The organism is Gordonia araii NBRC 100433, assembly GCF_000241265.1.
In the GTDB taxonomy this organism is placed as follows: Bacteria; Actinomycetota; Actinomycetes; order Mycobacteriales; family Mycobacteriaceae; genus Gordonia; species Gordonia araii.
Genome location: NZ_BAEE01000064.1, coordinates 140,854 through 157,799, shown reverse-complemented (window position 1 = coordinate 157,799; position 16,946 = coordinate 140,854). Strand labels below are relative to the sequence as shown.

General features: G+C 68.2%; 14 protein-coding genes. 9 read left to right on the top strand and 5 right to left on the bottom strand.

Going from position 1 to position 16,946, the window contains the following annotated elements; all coding sequences use genetic code 11:
• Positions 1–61: 61 nt before the first annotated feature.
• Complete coding sequence (trxA, locus tag GOARA_RS14855; protein WP_007323225.1) at positions 62–427, bottom strand: thioredoxin; 366 nt, start codon at positions 425–427, stop codon at positions 62–64.
• Complete coding sequence (locus tag GOARA_RS14850; protein ID WP_007323224.1) at positions 414–1,589, bottom strand: lycopene cyclase family protein; 1,176 nt, start codon at positions 1,587–1,589, stop codon at positions 414–416. The genes trxA and GOARA_RS14850 overlap by 14 nt, the downstream gene beginning before the upstream one ends.
• A gap of 74 nt (positions 1,590–1,663) precedes the next feature.
• Between GOARA_RS14850 and GOARA_RS14845 the strand changes: the two genes are divergently transcribed.
• A complete protein-coding gene (locus GOARA_RS14845) occupies positions 1,664–3,292 on the top strand; it encodes an ABC-F family ATP-binding cassette domain-containing protein (RefSeq protein WP_007323223.1) in 1,629 nt (542 codons plus the stop codon).
• Positions 3,293–3,353: 61 nt separating this feature from the next.
• On the opposite strand, the gene GOARA_RS14840 is transcribed toward GOARA_RS14845, so the two are convergent.
• The 3 genes from GOARA_RS14840 to acnA form a co-directional block, all read right to left on the bottom strand.
• The gene (locus GOARA_RS14840; protein WP_007323222.1) at positions 3,354–4,898 is read right to left on the bottom strand and encodes an acyl-CoA synthetase; all 1,545 of its coding nucleotides are present in this window, start codon (positions 4,896–4,898) and stop codon (positions 3,354–3,356) included.
• 120 nt (positions 4,899–5,018) lie between these two features.
• Positions 5,019–5,591, bottom strand: coding sequence for a TetR/AcrR family transcriptional regulator (locus GOARA_RS14835; RefSeq protein ID WP_007323221.1), 573 nt, complete (start codon positions 5,589–5,591; stop codon positions 5,019–5,021).
• Positions 5,584–8,391 (bottom strand): aconitate hydratase AcnA, encoded by a 2,808-nt coding sequence (acnA, locus tag GOARA_RS14830; protein ID WP_007323220.1) that lies wholly within the window; start codon positions 8,389–8,391, stop codon positions 5,584–5,586. Before acnA ends, GOARA_RS14835 begins: the two co-directional genes overlap by 8 nt.
• 238 nt (positions 8,392–8,629) lie before the next feature.
• Here acnA and GOARA_RS14825 point away from each other — a divergent pair, with 238 nt between their 5' ends.
• The 8 genes from GOARA_RS14825 to GOARA_RS14790 all read left to right on the top strand — a co-directional run bounded on the left by GOARA_RS14825 (position 8,630) and on the right by GOARA_RS14790 (position 16,930).
• Positions 8,630–9,268 carry an Rv1476 family membrane protein gene (locus tag GOARA_RS14825; RefSeq protein ID WP_007323219.1) on the top strand — a complete coding sequence of 213 codons (639 nt, stop codon included), beginning with the start codon at positions 8,630–8,632 and terminating at the stop codon, positions 9,266–9,268.
• A 209-nt stretch (positions 9,269–9,477) separates the two neighbouring features.
• Complete coding sequence (locus tag GOARA_RS14820; protein WP_138947717.1) at positions 9,478–10,950, top strand: NlpC/P60 family protein; 1,473 nt, start codon at positions 9,478–9,480, stop codon at positions 10,948–10,950.
• A gap of 161 nt (positions 10,951–11,111) precedes the next feature.
• On the top strand, positions 11,112–12,248 hold the full coding sequence (locus tag GOARA_RS14815) for an AAA family ATPase (RefSeq protein WP_007323217.1): 1,137 nt from the start codon (positions 11,112–11,114) through the stop codon (positions 12,246–12,248).
• Positions 12,226–13,176 carry a DUF58 domain-containing protein gene (locus GOARA_RS14810; RefSeq protein ID WP_007323216.1) on the top strand — a complete coding sequence of 317 codons (951 nt, stop codon included), beginning with the start codon at positions 12,226–12,228 and terminating at the stop codon, positions 13,174–13,176. The genes GOARA_RS14815 and GOARA_RS14810 overlap by 23 nt, the downstream gene beginning before the upstream one ends.
• Complete coding sequence (locus GOARA_RS14805) at positions 13,176–14,150, top strand: VWA domain-containing protein (RefSeq protein WP_007323215.1); 975 nt, start codon at positions 13,176–13,178, stop codon at positions 14,148–14,150. Before GOARA_RS14810 ends, GOARA_RS14805 begins: the two co-directional genes overlap by 1 nt.
• Positions 14,151–14,253: 103 nt before the next feature.
• Positions 14,254–14,967: a 3-oxoacyl-ACP reductase FabG1 gene (gene fabG1 / locus GOARA_RS14800; protein ID WP_007323214.1), complete on the top strand. Its 714-nt coding sequence runs from the start codon at positions 14,254–14,256 to the stop codon at positions 14,965–14,967.
• A 60-nt stretch (positions 14,968–15,027) separates the two neighbouring features.
• On the top strand, positions 15,028–15,867 hold the full coding sequence (gene inhA / locus GOARA_RS14795) for an NADH-dependent enoyl-ACP reductase InhA (RefSeq protein WP_007323213.1): 840 nt from the start codon (positions 15,028–15,030) through the stop codon (positions 15,865–15,867).
• A gap of 7 nt (positions 15,868–15,874) precedes the next feature.
• Complete coding sequence (locus tag GOARA_RS14790; RefSeq protein ID WP_007323212.1) at positions 15,875–16,930, top strand: ferrochelatase; 1,056 nt, start codon at positions 15,875–15,877, stop codon at positions 16,928–16,930.
• Positions 16,931–16,946 lie beyond the last annotated feature (16 nt).

Sequence of the window (16,946 nt, the reverse complement as noted above, 5' to 3'; positions counted from 1 at the left end):
CCGCGCGTGTACCGGTACTCGCGCAGCGGGGAACGCTCGGCGGATGGAATGCCGAAGCGGGTCAGGCTTCGGTCGCGCCTTCGCTTTCGGCGATGGCCTTCTCCACGTCGAGCGCTTTCACCTGGGCGATCAGGTCGTCGAGCGCCTCGGGCGGGAGCGCGCCGGGCTGGTTGAACACCATGTAGCCCTTCTTGAACACCATGAGGGTGGGGATGGACCGGATGTTCGCCGCCGCCGCGAGCTGTTGCTCTGCTTCGGTGTCGACCTTCGCGAACACGATGTCGGAGTGGTTCTCCGACGCGCGTTCGAAGATCGGGCCGAACTGCCGGCACGGACCGCACCAGGAGGCCCAGAAGTCGACGAGCACGATCTCGTTGTCGGTCACGGTCTGGTCGAAGGCCGCGGCGGTCAAGTCAGTGGTTGCCATGCCGAGTCCAACGTCGGGAGTCGCGGATCTGTTCCATCGCCGCCGCCAGTGACGTCGACGCGAGTCGTCGACGGCCGGGCCAGCCCAGGGCGGAGAACGTGCCGCGCATGGCCGCCGAAACGCCGGGAAGGTCGTCGCGCGAACTGAGGTAGGCGTACTGGAGGTCGGGATCGAGGCCGAAGAAGGCGTCGAAGAACTCGACGGTGGCCGTCGGTCCGAGACGCAGCAGCACGCCGAGGCCGAGCTCGCGTAACCGATAGACCCGCCGCGCCGGCGACGGCCAGAGCGCGGCGCGCGGGTCCGCGCCGCTCGTGATCGCGTCGACGACGATGTCGGCGCATCGCAGCGACGTGGCGACGCTGTACCCGGTCGCGGGGTGCATGAGGCCGCCGGCGGCGCCGAACCGCAGGGGGCCGTCGTCCGCCCACGGGTCGAGGGTGGGGCCGGTGAGCGGGAAGTCGACGATCTCGACGTCGGCCGCGTCGTCGCGCGACCACCCGGCCGGGGTCCCGCGCAACTCCCATCGCCCGGCGAGGTCGTTGACCGGCGGCGGGTCGCCGGCGAGGAAGGTCTCCTCGACGAGGAGGCGTTCGCCGTCGACCGGCACCCGGTAGCCGAAGGTGAGCGGCCCGGCGCCGGACGCGCCGGAGCCCAGCGGCGACCGCCAGTCCATGAGCACGGTCTCCGCGTCGTCGACCGAACCCACGACGCCGTAGGCGCGCTGTCGGGGTGCCCCGGGATGCCCGCGACGACTGCTCGCATCGATCACCACCGGTGCTTGCAGCGTCGAACCGTCGGCGAGGACGGCACCGGACCGCCCGACGCGCAGGACCTCGGCGGTGACGATGGTCACCGCGTCGAGCGACAGCGCGCGCCGGAGGGCGGAGTTGTCGAGGACCGCATATGCGCGGTCGAGGACGCGGCGGCGCGGCGTGTAGACGGCGACCTCGTCGCTGCGCGTCGCCAGGCAGTCCATGCTCAGCCACGCGGGAAGCTCGTCGACGAAGGCGCCGAACGTCTGTGACCAGCGCTGTTGGGGCGTGCGGTCGACCAGGGTCACAGCGAGCCCGGCAACGGCGGCGCGGTGTGCGAGCGCCGCACCGGCCGGACCGGCGCCTACGACCAGCAGGTCGGTCCGGACGTCGGAATCGGGGCTCGCCATGCGACTCACGCTAGCCGTAGGACCCCGGAAAGGATTTCGAACCCGCCCGTCCCGGCCCGTAGACTCGATCCGTCATGATTACCGCCACCGACCTCGAGGTCCGCGCGGGCGCCCGGACTCTGTTGTCGGCGCCCGGCGCTGCGTTGCGCATCGGCCCCGGTGATCGCATCGGACTCGTCGGGCGCAACGGCGCGGGCAAGACGACCACCCTGCGAATCCTGGCGGGCGAGACCGAGCCGTACGCCGGCTCGGTCGTCCGCAACGGCGACCTCGGCTACCTGCCGCAGGATCCCAAAGAAGGCGATCTGACCGTGCTTGCCAAGGACCGGGTCCTCTCCGCCCGCGGTTTGGACACCCTGGTGCGCGATATGGAGAAGCAGCAGCTGCTGATGGCCGAGTTGGTCGACGACGCGGCGCGCGACAAGGCCGTGCGGCGCTACGGCCAGCTGGAGGAGCGGTTCGCCGCGCTCGGCGGATACGTTGCCGAGTCCGATGCCGCGCGGATATGTCACAACCTCGGCTTGCCGGATCGTGTGTTGTCCCAGCAGCTTTCGACGCTTTCCGGTGGTCAGCGCCGTCGTATCGAGCTGGCCCGGATCCTGTTCGCGGCCTCCGACGAGGGCGGCAAGTCGACGACGACGCTGCTGCTCGATGAGCCGACGAACCACCTCGACGCCGACTCGATCACGTGGTTGCGCTCCTTCCTGCAGAACCATGACGGAGGGCTGATCGTGATCAGCCACGATGTCGAGCTGCTGGCCGACGTCGTCAACAAGGTGTGGTTCCTCGATGCCGTGCGGGGCGAGGCCGACGTCTACAACATGGGCTGGCACAAGTATCTCGATGCGCGCGCGACCGATGAGGCGCGCCGGCGCCGTGAGCGTGCGAACGCCGAGAAGAAGGCGGCGGCACTGCGCACCCAGGCTGCCAAACTCGGTGCCAAGGCGACGAAGGCGACGGCGGCGCAGAACATGCTCAAACGCGCTGACCGCATGCTCAGCGAACTCGATGAAGAGCGCGTGGCCGACCGCACCGCGACCATCAGGTTCCCCGAGCCCGCGCCCTGCGGGAAGACGCCGCTGATGGCGTCCGGGCTGACGAAGACCTACGGCTCGCTGGAGATCTTCACCGGCGTCGACCTCGCCATCGACAAGGGCAGCCGGGTCGTCGTGCTCGGCCTCAACGGTGCCGGAAAGACCACGCTGCTGAAGCTGCTGGCCGGCGCCGAGAAGCCCGATGCCGGCATGTTGGAGCCCGGGTACGGCCTGAAGATCGGCTACTTCGCCCAGGAGCACGACACTCTCGACGACGAGGCGACGGTGTGGGAGAACATCCGGCATGCCGCGCCCGATGCGGGGGAGCAGGATCTGCGCGGACTGCTCGGCGCGTTCATGTTCAGCGGACCGCAGCTCGAACAGCTGGCCGGCACCCTGTCCGGCGGTGAGAAGACGCGATTGAGTCTCGCCGGACTCGTCTCGTCGGCGGCCAACGTATTGCTGCTCGACGAGCCGACCAACAACCTCGATCCCGTCTCGCGCGAGCAGGTCCTCGACGCCCTGCGCAGCTATCACGGCGCGGTCGTCCTCGTCACCCACGACCCGGGCGCGGCCGCCGCGCTCGATCCCCAGCGCGTGATCATGCTGCCCGACGGCACCGAGGACCACTGGTCCGACGAGTACCAGGAACTGATCGAACTAGCCTGATTCCGCCGAGTGGGCACCTCACCCGCGTCGAGTGGGCACTTCACCTGCGTCGAGTGGGCACCTAGCTCCGTAGGTATCGCTTGCGCAGCTCGCCTTTGACCATCTTTCCGGTGGGCGTGCGCGGCAGATCGTCGAGGAAGTCCACCGACCTGGGCGCCTTGTAGGCCGCGAGGGAGGCCTTGGCGTAGTCGATCAGCTCGGCGGCCAGTTCCTCGGAGGGCACATACCCTTCCGAGAGCTGTACGCAGGCCTTTACCTGCTCGCCCATCTCGTCGTCGGGGACGCCGATCACGGCGACGTCGTACACGGCGGGATGACTGATCAGCACGTTCTCCGACTCCTGCGGGTAGATGTTGACTCCGCCGGAGATGATCATGAACGCCGAGCGGTCGGTGAGGTAGACGAAGCCCTCTTCGTCGACGTAGCCGAGATCGCCGGTCGTCGCCCACGTCTCGTGATGCGGGTGCTGGCTCTTGCGGGTCTTGTCCGGGTCGTTGTGATACGTGAACGGCACTTCATCGCGTTCGAAATAGATCGTGCCGACCTCCCCGGCGGGAAGCTCGTTCCCGTCGTCGTCGCAGATGTGGACGACGCCCAGCGCCGCTTTGCCGACCGAACCGGGATGGGTCAGGGCGTCCTGAGCGCCGATGAGGCAGACTCCCGCTGCCTCGGTCGCCGCGTAGTACTCGTTGACGACCGGCCCCCACCAGTCGATCATCGCCCGCTTGACCTCCGCCGGGCAGGGGGCGGCCGCGTGGATCGCGGCTTTCATGCTGGATACGTCGTAGCGTGCGCGCGCTTCGGGCGGAAGTTTGAGCATGCGGACGAACATCGTCGGGACCCACTGGCTGTGTGTGATCCGGTATTCCTGGATGTAACGCAGTGCGGTCTCGGCATCGAAGCGATCCATGAGGACAGTCGTCCCGCCCAGGGAGTTGACCATGCCGCAGTAGCGCAGCGGAGCGGCGTGATAGACGGGTGCGGGGGAGAGGTAGACGGTATCGGCATCGAAGCCGTACACGGGACCGAAGACCGCCGAGACCAGGTCGGGCACCTCGTCGACCTGCCCGGTGGGAAGCGGTGGCTTGATCCCCTTGGGCCGTCCGGTGGTGCCCGACGAGTACAGCATGTCCGTGCCGCGGGGCTGGTCGGTAAGCGGATCGGGAGATGACGCGGCCAGCACCTCGTTGTAGTCGGCGAACCCGGGAAGGGGACCGGCCCACGCGACCCGGCGACCGGGCGCGGCGAGCGCGTCGATCTCGTCGGAGTCGGCGACGGCGCCCGCAACGTTGGCCGAGGCGAAGAGTGCTTTGGCGCCGCAGTCGGTGAGGATGAAGTTGGTCTCCGCCGCGGTCAGGTGATGGTTGATCGCGGTGATGTAGAGACCGCTGCGGATCGCCGCCCAGTAGACGTCGAAGGCGCGCAGGTCGTTGTCGGTGACCATCGCAACGACGTCGCCGGGGCGAAGACCCAGTTCATCGTGAAGATAGTGGGCGATCCGCGTCGAGTTCTCGTCGAGTTCTCGATAGGTGACCTGGCGTCCCGACGCCGGTGCGATGATCGCCGGCTTATCCGGCGTTTGGACTGCGTGGGTTCCGGGGAACATGCGCCGAGCGTATCGCTGCGCCGGGCACGGTCGGCAAGATTCTGGGCACGGTCGGCGAGAATGTGGGCACGGTCGGCGGGATTGTGGGCACGGTCGGCGGGATTGTGGGCACGGTCGGCGTCAGGCTCGCGCCCCCGCGCGGACCGACGCCTCGACCAGGTCGAGGACGGCCTCTAGGTTCGCCGTCGACTCGCCGGTAGCGAGCCGATTGATGAGACCGTCCATCACCAGGTCGAGATAGGTGACCAGCACCTCGGTCGGCAGGTCGTCGCGCAGCCGCCCCGCGGTGCGCTGATTCCGCAGGCGGGTCAGCGTCGCCGAGTCCAGCTCGGCCGAACGGGCCCGCCATTCGTCGCGGAACGCCGCGTCGGTGCGGATCTTGCGCGCGATCTCCAGCCGCGTGCCCAGCCAGTCGAAGTCCTGCGGGCGCGCGAGCATGTCACGCATGACCTGGACGAGGCCCTGTTCGGCCGCCACGTCGGCCATGCGGTGAGCGTCCTCGTCGGCGAGCGCGAGGAACAGAGCTTCCTTGTCGCGGAAGTGGTGGAAGATCGCCCCCCGGGATAGGCCGGTCGCTTCTTCCAGGCGTTTGACGGTCGCCCCGTCGTAGCCGTAGTCGGCGAAACACCGCCGCGCGCCGTCGAGGATCTCTTGACGACGCGCGGCCAGGTGATCGTCGGAGACCTTAGGCATCAGCCTTCAGCATGTTCCGCAGCACGTACTGGAGGATGCCGCCGTTGCGGTAGTAGTCCGCCTCGCCGGGGGTGTCGATGCGCACGACCGCGTCGAACTCGATCTTCTCGCCGTCCTCCTTGGTGGCCGTGACGTGCACGGTCTTCGGGGTGACGCCCTCGTTCAGCTTCTCGATGCCCTCGATGTCGAAGACCTCGGTGCCGGTGAGGCCGAGCGATTTCGCCGACTCGCCCTGCGGGAACTGCAGCGGCACCACGCCCATACCGATCAGGTTCGAGCGGTGGATGCGCTCGAAGGACTCGGTGATCACGGCCTTGACGCCCAGCAGGACGGTGCCCTTGGCGGCCCAGTCACGAGAGCTGCCCGAGCCGTACTCCTTGCCGCCCAGGACGACCAGCGGGATGCCGGCCTTCTGGTAGTTCTGCGACGCGTCGTAGATGAACGACTGCGGGCCGCCTTCCTGGGTGAAGTCGCGGGTGTAGCCGCCGGACACACCGTCGAGCAGCTGGTTCTGCAGGCGGATGTTCGCGAACGTACCGCGGATCATCACTTCGTGGTTGCCGCGACGGCTGCCCAGCGAGTTGTAGTCCTTGCGCGCCACCCCGTGCGAGTCGAGGTACTGCGCGGCCGGGGTACCCGGCTTGATCGGGCCGGCCGGGCTGATGTGGTCGGTGGTGACCGAGTCGCCCAGGAGGGCCAGGACGCGGGCGCCCTTGATGTCGGAGACCGGCGACGGCTCCAGCTGCATGCCGTCGAAGTACGGCGCCTTACGGACGTAGGTCGAGTTCTCGTCCCACTCGAAGGTGTCGCCGTCCGGGGTGCTGAGGTTCTTCCAGCGCTCGCCGCCGTCGAACACGGTGGCGTACGAGTCGCGGAACATCTTCTCGTTGATCGCCGACTTGATGGTGTCGTCGATCTCCTGGGGCGACGGCCAGATGTCCTTCAGGAAGACGTCGTTGCCGTCGGTGTCCTGGCCCAGCGGATCGTTCTCGAAGTCGAAGTCCATCGTGCCGGCCAGCGCGTACGCGATCACGAGCGGCGGGCTGGCCAGGTAGTTCATCTTCACGTCGGGGGAGATGCGGCCCTCGAAGTTACGGTTGCCCGAGAGCACGGCGGTCACGGTCAGGTCGTTGTCGTTGACCGCCTTGCTGATGGCGTCGGGCAGCGGTCCGGTGTTGCCGATACAGGTGGTGCAGCCGTAGCCGCCCAGGTAGAAGCCGAGCTTCTCCAGGTAGGGCCACAGGCCGGCCTTCTCGTAGTAGTCCGAGACGACCTGTGACCCGGGTGCCATGTTGGTCTTGACCCACGGCTTGGTGGACAGGCCCTTCTCGACCGCGTTGCGGGCCAACAGGCCGGCGCCCAGCATGACCGACGGGTTCGAGGTGTTGGTGCACGACGTGATGCCCGCGACCGCGACCGCGCCGTGGTCCAGCACGAAGGTGTTGCCGTCCGACGTCACCGTGACCGGCTTGGACGGACGGCCCTCGGCGCCGTTGGCCGCGGACTGGATCGGCACCGCGCCGTCGTCGGCGAAGGACAGTGCGGCCGGATCGGAGGCCGGGAAGGATTCCTCGACCGCCTCGTCGAGCTTGGTGTGCTCGACGGGGTGGTGCTCCTCGACGTAGTTGTGGATGTCCTTGCGGAAGGCGACCTTCGACTCCGAGAGCAGGATGCGGTCCTGCGGGCGCTTCGGGCCGGCGATCGAGGGCACGACCGTACCGAGGTCGAGCTCGAGGTACTCGGAGAACTCCGGCTCGCGCTCGGGGTCGTGCCACATGCCCTGCTCCTTGGCGTAGGCCTCGACGAGCGCGAGCTCCTCGTCGGTGCGGCCGGTCAGGCGCAGGTAGTTGACCGTCTCCTCGTCGATCGGGAAGATCGCGCAGGTCGAGCCGAACTCGGGGCTCATGTTGCCCAGGGTGGCGCGGTTGGCCAGCGGCACCTCGGCCACGCCCTTGCCGTAGAACTCGACGAACTTTCCGACGACGCCGTGCTGGCGCAGCATGTCGGTGACGGTGAGCACCACGTCGGTCGCGGTGACGCCGGGCTTGATCTCGCCGGTCAGCTTGAAGCCGACCACGCGCGGGATGAGCATCGAGACGGGCTGGCCGAGCATGGCCGCCTCGGCCTCGATACCGCCGACGCCCCAGCCCAGCACGCCCAGGCCGTTCTCCATCGTGGTGTGCGAGTCGGTGCCCACACAGGTGTCCGGGTAGGCCTGCCCGTTGCGGGTCATCACGACGCGGGCGAGGTACTCGATGTTGACCTGGTGGACGATGCCGACGCCCGGCGGGACCACCTTGAAGTCGTCGAAGGCGCCCTGGCCCCAGCGGAGGAACTGGTAGCGCTCGCCGTTGCGCTCGTACTCGAGTTCGACGTTGCGCTCGAAGGCGTCGGCCCGGCCGAACACGTCGAGGATCACGGAGTGGTCGATGACCATCTCGGCCGGGGAGAGCGGGTTGACCTTGTTCGGGTCGCCGCCGAGGGCCGAGACGGCCTCGCGCATGGTGGCGAGGTCGACGACACAGGGGACACCGGTGAAGTCCTGCATGAGGACGCGGGCGGGGGTGAACTGGATCTCGATGCTCGGGTCGGCGCTGGGATCCCAGTTGCCGAGGGCCTCGATGTGCTCGGAGGTGATGTTGGCGCCGTCTTCGGTGCGCAGCAGGTTCTCGGCGAGCACCTTGAGCGAGTAGGGAAGTCGCTCGGTGCCCTTCACTGTGTTGATGCGGAAGATCTCGTAGGACTTGTCGCCCACCTCGAGGGTTCCGCGGGCGCCGAATGAATCAATACTCACTTGCAAACATCTCCTCTTAAAATGTCCTCGGTGTGCTGGTGAGGGCTCGCAACAGCACGATCCGACGGGCTGTGTCGGGTTGTCCGGGTCAAGCGGCGCCGAGAAGTTCGGCGCGACACCGTCAGTCTAACAGTACGGGCGTACTGTTACCACACCGGGGTGTCGCCGGGCTGCTCGTTCGACGCCCATCCATTGTGTCGTACTCTTGCGCAATCAAGAAGGTGAAGTCAGAAAGGCGCAAGCGATGAGTCCCGAGCCCTCCTCGGCGGTCCCGACGATTCCGTACGGCGCCAGCGTGCCCGACAACGTCGACGTCGACGCCATCGTCGCGGATCTCAAGGCCCAGAGCGTTCACGGGCCGGCCGAGCAGGTTCCCGCACTGAAGCAAGTCGTCGCCGACGCGAAGGCCGACGGGCACGACATCAAGATCGTGGTGCTCACCTCCAAGCAGCCCAAGTTCACCTACTACCGCGACGTCGCACTGACGGTGCAGCCGAAGACCGGGGGCACCGTCATCGTGCTCGGCCCGGACTCGGTCGGCAGCTCCGGCCCGGAGTTCGCCCGTGTGGTCCAAGAGGAGGCGGCGCAGAACCTCACGCTGTCGGATCCGCCCGGTGCGGCGCGCCAAATGGTCGACCAGTTGACCGCGCCGCACATGAACTGGTCGGTCATCACGATCGTGCTGACGCTCGCGGTCCTGCTGGCCGCCGTGGCCGCCCGCTTCCTTTCCAAGCGAAAGGCCGGCGCTCATGCGGGTGCCGCGGCCGATGAGCAGGGTGTCGTCAGCCCGGATTCGGCCGACGGGGATACGGTCGCCGCCGACGATGGCGACGCCTCGGTCACGGCGGGTGGACCAGGCGAGAAGGCCTCGACCGACGACTGATCGTCGACACGCATCGCTTGTTGCGAAAGTGAGACCTCCCGGCATTCGGGCGCTTTTGCGCTGATCACAGCATCGCCGCAGGTAATCACATATTTGTAATTCAGTTTCTGGTGTTTCCCACGCTCACTCATGTGACGTACGGTGCAATTGTCACAGGTGAGGTTCTTGTGACGTGTGATGTCCACCTCGCGGATTTGAGGAGCACCGGCGTGAGGCGAACCCAGACCAGAGCAACCCGAAAAGGTCATCCGATCACCGCGCTGCTGCGCGGTGGTGTGCTGACTGCCGCGGTCGCCCTGACGACACTGGTCGCCGGAGTGGCCGGTGCGGCGCCGACGGATCAGAAGGCGGCCAAGATCTCGTCGCTGGTCAACCAAGTGGCCACCAGCGACCAGAACCTGACCGACCTCGACAACACCCTCGCCGTGAAGCGCGAAGCGGTGAATCGTGCGCTGGTCGACTTCCAGAACTCGATCGTCGCCGAGCGGCTCGCCACCGTCGCCGCGTTGGGGGCGCGCAAGTCGCTCAAGGACGCCGACCGGCGCGTCGCTACGGCGCAGAAGCGGTTCGACGCCTACGCCGAGCGTGCGTACCGGCGCGGACCAGCCGGTTCGATGCGCGACTACGTCTCGTCGGACAACCCCCAGCAGGTCCTCGACCAGGTCGCGGTCCTCGACCGCGTGAGCGCCCAGCAGCGCCGGAACATCGAACGACTCAAGATCGCCCGCAACCAGAAGGCCAATCGTGCCGCGGCGGCCGAGGCCTCGCGGCGCCAGGCGGCATCGGCGGCGCGCAGCGCCGCGAGCCGGCGCACCGACGCGATCACGGCGGTGAAGACCGCTCAGGAAGCGATGCGCTCCGAGCAGCAACGCAGGCTCGCCCTGCTGACCAAGCGGGCCGAGGCGCAGAACAAGCTCAACGCACTGCGAGGCATCAACCAGCGGGTCGCGGCGCCCGTCCTCCCGGGCATCGGTGCCATCCGCACCGACGCGGTCGACAGCAAGGCGGCGATGGAAGCGGCCGCCGCCGCGGCGAAGCTGGCCGCGGACGTCGCGCAGAAGGTCTTGGCCGGGGTCATCGGCTCCCAGCAGATTCCGCACTCGGCGCTGTTCGACGAACTGGGCCTCGGAGGCAGCGATCTGACCAGCATGGGCGGCAACGGCTCGTTGTCGCGGCTGTCGACGGGCTCGCTCGGGGCACTCTTCGGCAGCACGGGCAGTTTCGGCGGAGGCGGCGGTCAGGTCCGCCCCGGTCTTAAGGGCCCGCAAGCCGTCGAACTGGTCGTCAACCGGGCGATGTCCCAGTTGAACCAGCCCTACGCGTGGGGCGGCGGCGACGCCAACGGCCCGACGAAGGGCATCCGCGACGGCGGCGTGGCCGACGCGCACGGCGACTACAACAAGATCGGCTTCGACTGCTCGGGTCTGATGATCTACGCCTTCGCCGGCATCGGCATCGACCTGCCGCACTACACGGGCTATCAGTACACCTCCGGTCCGCAGGTGCCGATCTCGCAGATGCAGCGCGGCGACATGATCTTCTGGGGAGCCAACGCCAGCCAGCACGTCGCCCTGTATCTGGGCAATAACCAGATGGTCGAGGCGCCGCAGTCCGGCGACGTCGTCAAGGTCTCGCCGGTCCGGATGAGCGGGACGATGCCGATGGTCGTGCGTCTCTGGTGAGACGCACCGGCGAACCCGGCTCCGTCGATCCACCGATGGACGCGCGGGCAGCCGTTATCGCCTTACCCCGTTCGCGCGGCTAGGCTGGTGCAGACCGTTTCATCACCCATGCGCCGATCCCTCGCGGCCCGGCACAGGACAACGACGACAGGAGTTGGGCTTTGACGTCGCAGCCCGCCAACGACCAGCAACCTTCGGCCACGCTCTCCGAGGCCGATGTCAAGCTGATCGAGAAGGCCATCTACGAGGTCAAGCGAGTCATCGTCGGCCAGGACCAGCTCGTGGAGCGCATCCTCGTCGGCCTGCTCGCCCGCGGCCACATCCTGCTCGAGGGTGTTCCCGGTGTCGCCAAGACGCTGGCCGTCGAGACGTTCGCGACCGTCGTCGGGGGCTCGTTCTCCCGCGTCCAGTTCACCCCGGACCTGGTGCCCACCGACCTCATCGGTACGCGCATCTACCGTCAGGGCAAGGAACAGTTCGATACCGAGCTCGGCCCGGTCGTGGCCAACTTCCTGCTCGCCGACGAGATCAACCGCGCGCCGGCCAAGGTCCAATCGGCGCTGCTGGAGGTAATGGCCGAGCGCCAGGTGTCGATCGGCGGCGTGACCTATCCGATGCCCGATCCGTTCCTGGTCATGGCGACGCAGAACCCCATCGAGAACGAGGGCGTCTACCCGCTCCCGGAGGCCCAGCGCGACCGCTTCCTGTTCAAGGTGACCGTCGACTACCCGTCGGTCGAAGAGGAACGCGAGATCGTCTACCGGATGGGCAACGTCCCGCCGACCGCCTCCCAGGTACTCGACCCCGAGGCCATGATCCGACTGCAGAAGGCGGCGGCGAACGTCTTCGTCCACCACGCGCTGGTCGACTACGTCGTGCGGTTGATCAACGCGACCCGCCGGCCCGGCGACCTCGGTATGACCGAAGTCGCTTCCTGGCTGGCGTACGGCGCCTCGCCTCGCGCGACCCTCGGCATCATCGCCGCAGCCCGGGCGCTGGCCCTCGTGCGCGGGCGCGACTATGTCGTGCCGAACGACATCGTCGAGATCGCGCCGGACGTGCTGCGGCACCGTCTCGTGCTCACCTACGACGCCCTGGCCGACTCGGTCGACGCCGACGACGTCATCGCCCGCGTCCTGCAGACGGTCGGGCTGCCGCAGGTCGTGGCCGCCCCGGCCAACGGCAACGGCGGGCCAGTCGGTCAGGCCGGTCAGATCCCGGCGATCCCGAACCATGCGGTAGCGGCACCGGGCCAGATCCCGGCGCCGACGAGCAATGTCCGGCATGCCGGCCAGTAGCACCCCACTGCCGTCGTTCGCCGACGGCCTTCTCACGGATCCGGCGCTCACCGCCGCTCTGCGCAACCTTGAGCTGACCGTGCGCCGCAAGCTCGACGGTGTGCTGCAGGGCGAGCACGTCGGCCTGATCCCCGGCCCCGGTTCCGAGCCGGGCGAGGCCCGTCCCTACCAGCCGGGCGACGACATCCGCCGGATGGAGTGGGCGGTGACCGCCCGAACCACGGTTCCGCACGTTCGCCAGATGATCGCCGACCGCGAACTGGAGACCTGGATGGTCATCGACGTGTCGGGCAGCCTCGATTTCGGCAGCGTCGGGCATACCAAACGCGATCTCGCCGTCGCGGCCGCCGCGATCATCGTCCACCTGACGGCCGGCGGCGGCAACCGGATCGGCGCCATCGTCGTCACCGGTGACGAGCTCGTCCGTATTCCGGCCAAGGGCGGCCGGGCCCACGCGCAGACCCTGCTGAAGAAGATCGCCACCACGCATCGCAGTTCGCCGACGGTGCGCGGCGACCTGCGCGACGGGATCGAGGCGCTGCGCCGCCCCGAGCGCCGCCGCGGCCTGGCCGTCGTCATCAGCGATTTCCTCGGGCCGATCGACTGGGATCGTCCGCTGCGCGCCATCGGCGCACACCACGAACTGCTGGGAATCGAGGTTCTCGACCCGCGCGACCTCGACCTGCCGGTGATCGGCGACGTGCGACTGGCCGATGCTGAGTCGGGGGAGATCCACGACGTGGTCATTACCGAACAGGTCCGCGCCGACTTCGCCGCCGCCGCGGCGGCCCACCAGGAGCGCGTGCACAAGACGATCCGTGCCTGTGGCGGCCCGGTGATGACTCTGCGCACCGACCGTGACTGGGTGGCCGACACCGTCCGGTTCATCGGCGGACGGCGCCGCGGTCTCGCCGCGGGGGTGAGCTGATGCTCGCGAATCCTTGGTGGTTGCTCGTCCTGCTGATCGTCGCGGCGCTCGTGGGGCTCTACGTCTTTATCCAGCGCCAGCGCCGTTCGCGGGCGATGAAGTTCGCCAATCTGGAGATCCTCAAGACGGTCACGCCCAAGCGGACCGATCGCTACCGACACGTGCCGTTCGTGTTCCTGGTGGTGTCGCTGGTCCTGCTGACCGTCGCGCTCGCCGGTCCGCAGGCAGACCGCAAGGTGCCGCGCAACAAGGCCACGGTGATGCTGGTCGTCGACGTTTCCCGCTCGATGAACGCGACCGACGTCGCGCCGTCGCGAATCAAGGCGGCCCAGGAGGCGGTGAAGAAGTTCGCCGACGAACTCACCGAGGGCATCAACCTGGGGTTGATCTCCTTTGCCGGCACGCCGACGACGCTGGTCAGCCCGACCCCTGACCACAATGCGACCAAGACGGCCGTCGACAAGCTGCAGCTCGACGACAAGACGGCCACCGGCGAGGGCATCTTCGCCGCTCTCGAACAGATCCGGACCCTCAACTCGCTGCTGGGCGGTGACAATTCAGCGCCGCCTGCGCACATCGTGCTGCTGTCCGACGGCAAGCAGACCGTTCCCGACACGCAGGACGCACCGCGCGGGGCGTTCACCGCCGCGCGCAAGGCCAAGGAGAGGCGCGTTCCCGTCTCGACCATTTCCTTCGGTACCAGCAGCGGCTACGTCGAGATCGAGGGGGAGCGGGTCCGGGTACCGGTGGACGACGCCTCGCTCAAGAAGATCGCCCAGCTGGGCGCCCCGGGAGGACGATTCTTCACCGCGTCCAGCCTGGAAGAACTCAACGAGGTCTACGGCACGCTGCAGGAGCAGATCGGCTACGAGACGACGCGCGGTGACAACTCCCATCCGTGGGTCCTGTGGGGCACCATCGCCGCGCTGATCGCCGCGGCCGGCGCCCTGCTGCTGAACCAGCGGCTGCCCTAGTGCCGACCGTCTTTCGCCGGTCGTGCCAGTGCCGCCGAAGACGCCCGGTCCGCACCGACCCGCAGTTCGCTCACCGGATCGCGACACGATAGGTTTTGTAGTCATGACTACCTCTCGCTCTGTACTTGTCACCGGCGGCAACCGCGGTATCGGCCTGGCCATCGCGCAGCGTCTCGCCGCCGACGGCCACAAGGTTGCGGTGACGCACCGCGGGTCGGGTGTTCCCGACGGCCTGTTCGGCGTCCAGTGCGATGTCACCGACACCGAGTCGGTGAACCGCGCGGTCGCCGAGGTGGCCGAGCACCAGGGTCCGGTCGAGGTCGTGGTGGCCAACGCCGGCGTCACCGAGGACACGCTGCTGATGCGGATGGACGTCGACCAGTTCGAGCGCGTCGTGAACGCCAACCTCACCGGCGCCTTCCGCGTCACGAAGGCGGCGACCCGCGACATGCTGAAGAACCGCTGGGGCCGCTTCATCTACCTCGGCTCGGTGGTCGGCCTGATGGGAACCCCGGGTCAGGCGAACTACGCGTCGAGCAAGGCGGGCGTGATCGGCCTCGCGCGCTCGGTGACCCGCGAACTCGGCAGCCGCAACATCACGGCCAATGTCGTCGCCCCCGGCCTGATCGACACCGACATGACTCGCGCGCTGCCCGAGGAATACACCAAGACCGCGGTCGACCAGGCCATTCCGGCCAAGCGCATGGGCCAGCCGGAGGAAGTCGCCGCCGTGGTCTCCTTCCTCGCCTCCGACGACTCGGCCTACGTCGCGGGCAACGTGATCAACGTCGACGGCGGCCTCGGAATGGGCCACTAGGCTCGCCGCCCCACATCGTCCCCGCTTCGACCAAACCCGACCTAGACCCAGGAGTCAGCCATGACCGGCATCCTCGACGGCAAGACCATCCTCGTCACCGGCATCATCACCGACGCTTCCATCGCCTTCTCGACGGCGAAGGTCGCCCAGGAGCAGGGCGCCAAGGTGATCATCACCGGCATCCCCGAGCGGCTGCGTCTCATCGACCGCATCGCCAAGCGCCTTCCGCAGGAGGTGCCGCCGGCGATTCCGCTCGACGTCACCGACGAGGAGTACCTGGGCGGCCTGGCCGACAAGATCCGCGAACTCGCTCCCGAAGGAATCGACGGCGTCGTCCACTCGATCGCCTTCGCCCCGCGCACGCTCATGGGACCCGACTCGCTGCCGTTCCTGGAGGGCCCGGGGCCCGATGTCGCCAGGGCTTTCGAGATCTCGGCGTGGAGCTACGCGTCGCTCGCTCGCGCGGTCCTGCCGGTGATGAACGAGGGCGGTTCGATCGTCGGCATGGACTTCGATCCGCGCACCGCCCTGCCCGACTACAACTGGATGGGCGTCGCCAAGGCTGCGCTCGAATCGGTCAACCGCTACGTCGCCCGCGAGGTTGGCTACGCGAAGAAGATCCGCTCCAACCTCGTGGCCGCCGGGCCCATCAAGACGCTGGCCGCGAAGGCCATCTCCGGCACCGCCACCGACGACGCCAAGAAGCTCAACATGCTGAACGACTACTGGAATGGCGCGTCGCCCATCGGGTGGGACGTCGACAACCCAGAGGTCGTCGGAACCAGCGTGTGCGCCCTCCTCTCGGACTTCCTGCCGGGTACCACCGGGTCGATCATCTACGTCGACGGCGGCGCCAGCCACAACACGTGGTTCCCGGAGGACTTCATCGCCGCGCAGTGAGCCGGCCGTGACAACCGAGTCGTTCAGCGCGGTCCTGTTCCTGTCCTTCGGCGGACCGGAACGGGCCGACGAGGTGACCCCGTTCCTGGAGAACGTCACCCGCGGGCGCGGTGTGCCGCGCGAGCGGCTCGACGAGGTCGCCGAGCACTACTACCATTTCGGCGGCGCGTCGCCGATCAACGCTCTCAACCGGGCGATGATCGAGGCGCTGCGCCGCGGTCTCCAGGCGCGCGGGCGCGACATGCCGGTGTATTTCGGGAACCGCAACTGGGACCCGTACGTCGAGGACGTCCTGGTCCAGATGTACCGCGACGGGCATCGGCAGATCCTCGTCCTCGCGACGTCGGCGTGGGGCGGCTATTCCGGCTGCAAGCAGTACCACGAGGACATCGGCAGGGCGATCGCCGCGCTGAGCGAGCGGGAACCGGCGGCCAAGACCGACCCGGTCCTACTGCGCAAGCTCCCGCAGTTCTGTTCCGAGACCGCGTTCCTCGACGCCGAGGCCGATGCCGTGCGCCGAGCCGCCGCGAGTCTGCCCGGCGCGGACGCCCCCGCGCGATTGGTCTTCACCGCGCATTCCATCCCCACCAGCGCAGACGAGGCGGTCGGCGGCGGCCTGTATTCGAGACAGGTCGCCGAGGCGTCGACGGCGGTCGCGCGACGTCTAGCGGCCGACGGGATCGTCGCGGGTACCCAGATCGGTCGGGATTTCGATCAGGTGTGGCAGTCCCGGTCGGGACCGCCGCAGGTCCCGTGGCTCGAACCCGACATCGCCGATCACCTGACGGCGCTGGCCGAGCGGGGGGAGCAGCAGGTGGTGGTCGCGCCGATCGGCTTTATTTCCGACCATCTGGAGGTCATCTGGGACCTCGACAACGAGCTGGCCGAGCTGGCGGCCGACCTCGGCCTGGGGTACGCCCGGGCCGATACCGTCGGCACGGATCCGAGGTTCACCGATCTTCTCGCCGACCTGGTCGACCGCTATGCCGATGGCGGCGGCGACCTCGACGCGCCGGGGTGCGGCGACAACGGCGCAGGCTGCCGGTCCGGCTGCTGCGGGTAGCGGCGATCGGAGCCCC